This is a genomic window from Micromonospora sp. NPDC005172, from assembly GCF_040608555.1.
In the GTDB taxonomy this organism is placed as follows: domain Bacteria; phylum Actinomycetota; class Actinomycetes; order Mycobacteriales; family Micromonosporaceae; genus Micromonospora.
This window is the reverse complement of the sequence record NZ_JBEXIL010000100.1, coordinates 1-7,725: the sequence shown is the minus strand read 5'-3', so window position 1 is coordinate 7,725 and position 7,725 is coordinate 1. Positions and strand designations below refer to the sequence as shown.

Sequence of the window (7,725 nt, the reverse complement as noted above, 5' to 3'; positions counted from 1 at the left end):
TCCTCGACCTGCCCGAACAGGTCTGGATCAACAAGCCCGAGCCGCAACGACAAGCCGCTTAACTCCCGTTGGCCTCAATCCCTTGACACATTCCGGACCGGCGGATGGCGGCATGGGTCGGCGTAGCGGCGGTCGTCGGTGTTTGCGTGCCGCTGGGGTTGGCTGTCAACCCCAGCGCACTCACGACCCGCGTGGCTTTCACCTGCTTCATCGGGTCGATTGTCATCGTCGGTTGGGTGACCTTGAACGGTGCTCGCCGTGCCACGCCGGAGTGGCTAGTCCGCCACGTGGCCACGAGAGTTCTACGCCTGCGCGGTCGCCGGCCTCGTGCACGGCGAGAACTCGCCGGGCGCATCACGGTGCTCGGCGACCTGGTCGGAAGCCCGCGTCTGCCGGTCCGCGAGCACCGCCTGGCCGCTGTGGCGTGGGCCGTCGGCCTGACCGTACAGGTCCGTGCTGGCGCGGACGTCGACGATGTCGCTCAGGCGGTGCGCGAGGTCGGAGCCGATCTCAGTCGCGAAACGACCCCGGACCATCGGGCGGCAATCACGGCCATCGCTGCGCTCGGTGAGCGTACGAGCCGGTCGTTGTCCATTAGCGATGCCGTCATGGATGTCCTGTTCGACCTTGCCGTGCAGAACCGCGCTGCCGGGCGGCACCAGGTCGCCGCGGAAGCGCTCGATGCTGTCGTGGACGCCGTCAGCGCGCGACTCGCCGAGATCACGCCATCGCAGCAGGTGCTCACGCTGGTGATTCTGCCGCGCTCCTCAGCCGACCCGCGGCGAGCGCAGGCCACCAAGGCGGAGCTGCCCTCACGCTTTTCTCGCCGCCGGACGATCGTCGTCCCGCCCACGTCGTCGAACCGTGATCAGCACGTGATCGAGCGTGTCAACGAACTCACTCGTCAGCCGGTGAGTGTTGCAGACCTCGGACAGCTGCTCGCCGACCTCGTTCCCGACCGAACGACCGGGCAGCGGCTGAACCGAGATGCGCCGACCTTCGGTGACCAGAGCTACGAGCTACTGGAGTCCACCGTCGACCGCATGATCGGCGTCCTGACGTCGCCCACGCCTACCTCGATTGGCTGGGCTGGCGGACACCACGAGGCGAGCGGCTTCTCCACCGACGTGGAGCGTCTAGGCAACTTGGGTCTTCGCCTCTACGCCGGCCATCGATACTCGCGATCCGACGCGATCGAGACCCATCTAGAGACGGTCGCAGCCAAACTCATCGGCACTGCTGCCGCCCCGCCGACACCGCGGGACCGCACCAGGTGGCGTATCGCCCATCTATCGCGCCGCCCCAGCCCAGCATCAATGATCGCCGCAACCCTTCAAGACCTGGCGATCGGCGCCTTCGAGGCCGGCTATGACCGACGGGCACTGCTGACCAGTCGCCGGCTGCTCAGTCTTGCCACAACATCAGCAATCGCCGGTGATCACATGTCGACCCGTTCATACACCGAAGCGATCTACAGGTTCATCAACCGCACCACCTACCACACCGGCTCGACAGCCGTCGCAGAGCGAGGAGCACTCATCATCGCGGGACTGATCCGCGAGTCGGACGACCTGCGCCGGGCTTTGCCCGCAGACGAGGCCGACCCGGACGACCCGGTCAGCCTGCTACGCGCCTTACCGTGGCAAGCGAGCGGATTCGAGTTCGTCTTGGCTGCCGCCGCCTGGCAATCCGAGCTCCGCGCCGTCGGCTGGCTCCGGGATGCCCGACCGCGCCTCCCGGACCCAACAGCGGACGAGCGCCTTCCCTCCGCCATCCGTGAGGAGGCATTCAAGGAGCTCAACCTCCAACTCGGAGGAGCCGATCCGATCTACCCAGCCTTCCTCCTGCTGACGCTCTGGGCCGACGCGGTGGCGGCACGCTTGCGCGGGGACAACCAGCCAGCCAGCAAGCTGGCCTCCTATCTAGGCGCGTATCTGGCCGACCATCTGGCGGAGCTTGACGACCACCACCAGGGCGATTGGTCCGAGCCCGACGAACCCTTGCCCAACGACGAGCGGGAGAATCTCGACGACGTGCCAGGGCCCCAGTTCGACAGTCCACAACTTTGGCGCATCGCCAATACGATCACCGTTTGGGCGCAGCAGCCGGAGACCAAGGCCGCGCCTGTCATACCGGCTGCCAAAGAGGGTGCGCGCCATCTGCTCAGCTTGCTCGCCGAAGCAGCTCGTACTCCCGGTTTCCAAGATTGGACGTACCACGGTGTGACCGACGCCGAGGACAGCAGCGTGGTGGTCATTCGGTACCCCGACGGAGAACGGATCCTCCTACGAGACGAGGAAGCTGGCGGCCGAGGTCTGTTCAGCTGGGGCTATTCCGGCGACGGTCCCCATACGCTGGCCGAGGCGCTGGCCAGGCACGCCGCTGGTTCGCTGCTGCGTTGCACCGATTGCTTCGGCGCGAGTTCCATCGCGCGCAGCCTGATTGTCTGCGCAGCATGCGCAAACAGCGGTCACCGGCCCGGTATCGCTAACTTCACGATGCTACTGGTCAGCCGCGTGATCTCGTCTCTACCGCGAGAGGCCCATACCCCGTCCGCGCCGTCGAACGTGCTGTGGACGCTCACCCGAGCCGAACTCATACGATCGACGACCGGCCGTGACCCGCGCCGAACGCCCCGGGCTCGCCGCACCCCCGATGATGCCCCAGAGCCGTCGCCAGCACCCTGAGAGGCGGCGCTGACGCAGTCCCGAGTCGATGCTGGATCGGGTCTGTAGCGTCGGATGTCAATGGATGCCCCGCTCCTGCCAGTAAGCTGGTCCGCGCCGTGGGTAGGCATCCCGACGACGTTGGTCGGGTCGAGGTCGTGCTGGCCGACGGCGCTCGGGTGCAGGCGTTCCGCCACGAGGTCGTCCTCGGGTGACTAGGAGGCGAGCGGTCCCGGTCTTCCTCACGATGAAGCCGTAAGCGTTCGTCCAGGTGGCACGCTGATCCAGGCGTAGAGCCACGGCGGACCATCCCGGCGATCGAGCGGCGTGCCGGGTCGGATAGGACGGTGAGCAGTTCGGTGTAGCGGGCTCCGGCAGCCTCGGCGCACGTCGGCGCCCGCCACGGCGATCTGAGAGTCGTTCAGGCGGGTGCACGCCTGGAAGGCCCGGCATCCGTCGGTGTCTGGGCATCAGCGCCGCTACGAGCCACCACTGAATCCCGGGCCGCCACCGAGCCGATCACCGCCGCCCTGACCCGTCGTAGCAGCACCGTTTATGGTCGCGAGGTGTCTTCTTCTGCTCCTTTGGTGGCTCAGATCGGCCTTTCCGCGCCGCGGGTCGCTGTGATCTTCGATGGCGGAGTCGGCTGGCATTACTGGGCCCGATTGGTCCTGCACGTCGCCAGCAGAACGTGGGGCGGGCGCGGCTTCCTGCTCGTCCCGCACGTCGACGGTGCCGTGGACCCGGTGCTATTACAGGCGGCCCGCCGGTACGACCCGGACTACGTGGTGCTGCTGGAGACCACCTTGGCCCAGATCGAGCGGGTGGCGCCGGGAAGCGTTCCGCTGACCGTCGAGGGAGCGGTGCTGGACAATGAGGCCCGGGCGCAGTTGCTGGAGCAGGCCGGTGACCAGGTTGTACCGGACCCCGCTGGTGAACGGGCACGCGAGGCGGTCGCCCGTGTCTGCTCGCCGTACCGGCGCTCGCACGAACGCACCGACACCGAGGAGTCGCTGGCGTCGCTCGGGGTCGGCGGCCTGGACAACACCTTCACGCCGTTAACCCCGCTGTCCGCGATCCCGGCGGTGGCGGGTGCCCCGTACTTGTCGGCGCCAGCGGGGTGGGACGGGCCACTGGGGGTGCTGGTCGCGGCCGGCTGCGGCCTGTTCGACGAGCCGCAGAACGGCGCGGCGCCGCCGATTGGTGAGAAGGACGAGCAGCTGCTGCTGAGCTGGCTGCTGTTCGGCGACGACCCGGCCGGCACCCGTCCTGCGGACCCGTTGCTGAAGTGGCTGCTGTCGCCGGCGAACGATGGCAACGACGGCACCGCCTTCCAGCGGACGACCTTTGGCCTGAGCCGGGTCAGCACCGGCGTCCGCCCCCGGCATCACGCCACGTTCGTCGTCGGTGATACCGCGGCAGACTTCGCTGCCGCCTACGCCCACCAGGTGCTCTATGGCGACGGCTGGTGGCTGCCCGCCGAGCTGTCCCCAGTCGGAAACAACGGGCGTGCCGGCCGCATGCGGCACCTGCTGCACAGCAGGGTCATCACCAAAGCCGCCTTCCGTCATGGGCGGGTCACCGTCACGTCGGTGTCGGCCGGCGCCGAGACCGTGACGGCAGCGGTTGAGGCCTTGCGGGTCCCGCCGACCGGGCTCGGCGGGCACGCCGATGCCGAGCAGCGCAAACTGCTCGAAGCCGCGGTCGTGGCAGGTGACCTCGCGTTTCCGGCCGACGGCGTGACGAGCTACGCGGTGACCGCGGACCTCGACCATCCGGTCGCCATTCCCGCGATGACCGAACCGGACGGCACGATCACGATGATGTCGCCGGTGCCGGTTCCGGATGTGGCCGACCCGGGACTGCGTGACGCTCCTGGGCTGACTTGGCAGGTGGAGGTCCGTTGCGAGGGCCCGGGCATGCCCGCCGGCCGCGGTTTGCAGGGTGCCCACCTGGCGACCGCGGATGTGGACCCGTTCCTGACCTGGATCCGCAGCGGCCGGCATGGGCCCCGGTTCGAGTCCCACCGGTACAACCTGATCGTGGCCGGCACACCGCGGCTGTCTCAGCTCGCCCGGCCCAAGCTACGGATCCTGTCGCTGCACGAATGGGCCGGGCGGCTCGCGGTCCAGCACCAGCACTCGATCCGGGTGTCTGACGCCGGCCGCCGTGCCAACGTGCTCCAGGCACTTCTCGGCGGCCGCGAGAACCTGGCTGCGACGTTCTCCGGCCCGCTTTTGTCGGTGCTCAGGGGTTTCCTACGCAACTCGCGAAAGAGCAGCGAGCGCTACCGCGACGGGGAAGGCGCTGTCCTGCATGCGGCCGGCACCAACGACGCCGGGTACGAGGGCTACTTGACCTTCGAGGGCGTTAAGGCATTCGGCTCCCGCTCTACCGACGAGGCGGTGGCCGCTGATATTGACAGGCTGACGGGCAGCGGGCTGCTGACCCGCGGCATCATCGTTAACTGCGAGCAGTGTGGCCGCGTTGCGTTCATCAGCCTCGGCCGTGCGGGTCAGGACAACATCTGTCCGCGGTGCGGAGCCGCCAATCCGCTGACCAGTGCCCGCTGGCATCAACCCGTGAGCGGCCCGCCTTGGTACTTCGACCTGCATCCGGTCGCCCGTGACCTGCTGCGCGACCACGGCGAGGTGCCGCTGCAGCTCGCTGACTACCTCCGCAGCCGCAGCCGGCGGTACACCGACGCCGCTGAGCTCGAGCTGTGCAACAGCGCGGGGTCCCCGATCGCCGAAATCGACCTGCCCGCGTACGCCGACGGCCAGGTCGTCATAGCCGAGGCGAAGAGCAGCTCCACGCTGGGGAACAAACCCGCCAAAGAAGTGCAGAAGAAGGCTACAGCGGCCGACCTCGTGCAGGCCGACCAGCTCATCTTCGCCACCTCCGAATCGGCTTGGGAAGCCGCCAGCCTCACCGCCATCCGCACCACGGTCCGCGCGCAGCCTTGGACCGGCGGCCAGGGCCCGGCAGTGCGGATCATCACCGGTCTCGGGACGGAGAGGTGCCAGGACCGGCGCATGGACCTCGCGGACGGAGCACTCAGCGACTGGTGACCACCGCGCGCGCCCGGGCTCGGTACCTCGTCGTTCGATCATCCGCGCTCGCCCGGTGAGGGGTCTCCGCTGGAGGTGAGCAGCACATCGGAGGCTGCGGGCAAGGAGGCCAGTCGATCCGTCGCGCAAGGCGTGACGGGGGTGGCGACAGCGCCGACATTGTCGCGTGGCAACAACGAAATGACGATGGTTACCTGGGATAGGAGTAGGGTAGGCTGCGCGCTCGTGCCGGATGTGACATTGCGGGAAGCGAGCCTTCGTCTATTGGCGTGGGATCGAGATTATCTTTGGCGAATCGGTGAAGCCTGCACCGGACGTCCGGACGCCACCACTCTTCCGCTGCTCAGCACGTTGCAGCACCTTGCGCTTATCAACTACGAGGGCCGGCGCTTATTGCAGCAGGAAGATCCGGGACAACTTCCGCATATCCCGCAGCTCGAAGCGGAGGCCGCCGCAGCGGCCAGGCACGCCAACAAGCTCTTTCTAGACACTAGCGGCTACCTCGACGGCGTCATCCGGCACTACGCGGCGATCGCGGGACAACACCACCGCGTATTCTTCCCTGCTGATCGACCACTCGGCGGCCTGTTCGACGGATTTCGTCGCGATCTAGGGGTACTCCAGTATCGCGGGCATCTCATCGCCACCACACACACGATCCATTTCAACTGCGGTCTGCCGTCCGAAGCTTTCGGGTCCCTCGACCTTATGGGGCCGCGGCTGGGTGCGATGGCAGAAGGCTTCGGTAACTTCGCGAGGGCCGATATAGCTGCATCGGCGGATGCCAGGAACTATTGGTTGGATGCGCTCAACGAAAACGACTTCTCGTTCTCCAACGTGAAGTCACACCGGTTCTACGGGGCTGCCTTCTCGGGAGATGTCGAACCTGATCTTGTGGCAGCGCTCCTGTCCCTGCAGGTGGCGTGTGCAACGGTGGATCTGCTGACGGGACAGACAACGCGTCTGCCGGACGGGACGTGGCCGATTCCCGTGCTCAAGCTGCGCTATGTCACGCTGTACCAAGTTCTAGACAGTCTCCGTTACCTGATGCAGACGAGGGGAACGGTTCTGCCGGCCCTGCTCCTCCAGCAGCCCTCGGCGGAGCTGGTGCTGTCGGGGTCGGGTCGGAAGCTTCGCAACACGTTGGTGCACTACGGTTTGCGGATCAACGGCGTCTCGGTGCTTCCGGGGCAGCGTCCGTTATTCGGCATCGTTGAGTATCTGATGGATGGCATGACCTATGGCGAGCTGAACACCTTGGTGGACGGGTTGCTGCGGGATGCCTGCGATCTGCTCAGGCAGTGGTCTCGGATCCAGTGAGCACCCGCCGGACACGATGCCTCACGACGCCCTGCCGACCCCCGTTTACCCCCCGAAAACCCCCGCCCTTAGTTGACAACCAGTGACAACTAGCGATCATCGCCTGATCGCGTCTGAGCAGCTCAGCGGCTATCCCTGATGAACAATGACAAGGCCGGTGTGATTACGGATCGTAACAAGGGGTTTTGACAAGCAATGACAAGCCTTGACGAGGCTCGACATGAGGTTCTCCTAAATTCAAATCCCTCGTTCTGATGAGTGCCTGGGGCAGCGACCCCAGTCACGGCTGAGCAGTCGCGACATGCCACCCATGCGGATCCCAGGTGAAGGGCACCCGCTGGCTGAGCACCAAGTCTCGACACCGATGGTCGCACTGTGCTGTGAGCATCTCGTCGCCGACGCCGGTCGGTGGCGGCCGGCTTCTTGCAGGTGAGCAGGTGCTACTTCGGGTGGCTACTGCGACCGGTGGCGCACGCGGTGTCACCGGATCCCTGAACATTCCACATCGGAGCGTGAAAAGCTAGTAACCATCGGTTAACTCACACTCATTGATCATAGCTCCGGCCGTCCCTAAGAGGGCGTTTCACATTGCTGTCAGTCGGGTGTGTCGAAGGTGAGGCGTTGTTGGCGGGTGGCGGGTTCGCCTCGGGCGAGGCGGCGGAGCATGC

General features: G+C 66.5%; 3 protein-coding genes. All 3 read left to right on the top strand.

All coding sequences use genetic code 11. The features are described 5' to 3' along the window. Positions 1-104: 104 nt before the first annotated feature. The 3 genes from ABZV06_RS31725 (at position 105) to ABZV06_RS31715 (ending at position 7,057) form a co-directional block, all read left to right on the top strand. Positions 105-2,687: a hypothetical protein gene (locus ABZV06_RS31725; RefSeq protein ID WP_355625941.1), complete on the top strand. Its 2,583-nt coding sequence runs from the start codon at positions 105-107 to the stop codon at positions 2,685-2,687. A 566-nt stretch (positions 2,688-3,253) separates the two neighbouring features. Then, a complete protein-coding gene (locus tag ABZV06_RS31720; RefSeq protein ID WP_355625939.1) occupies positions 3,254-5,737 on the top strand; it encodes a hypothetical protein in 2,484 nt (827 codons plus the stop codon). A 75-nt stretch (positions 5,738-5,812) separates the two neighbouring features. Continuing rightward, positions 5,813-7,057 (top strand): hypothetical protein, encoded by a 1,245-nt coding sequence (locus ABZV06_RS31715; protein WP_355625938.1) that lies wholly within the window; start codon positions 5,813-5,815, stop codon positions 7,055-7,057. Positions 7,058-7,725 lie beyond the last annotated feature (668 nt).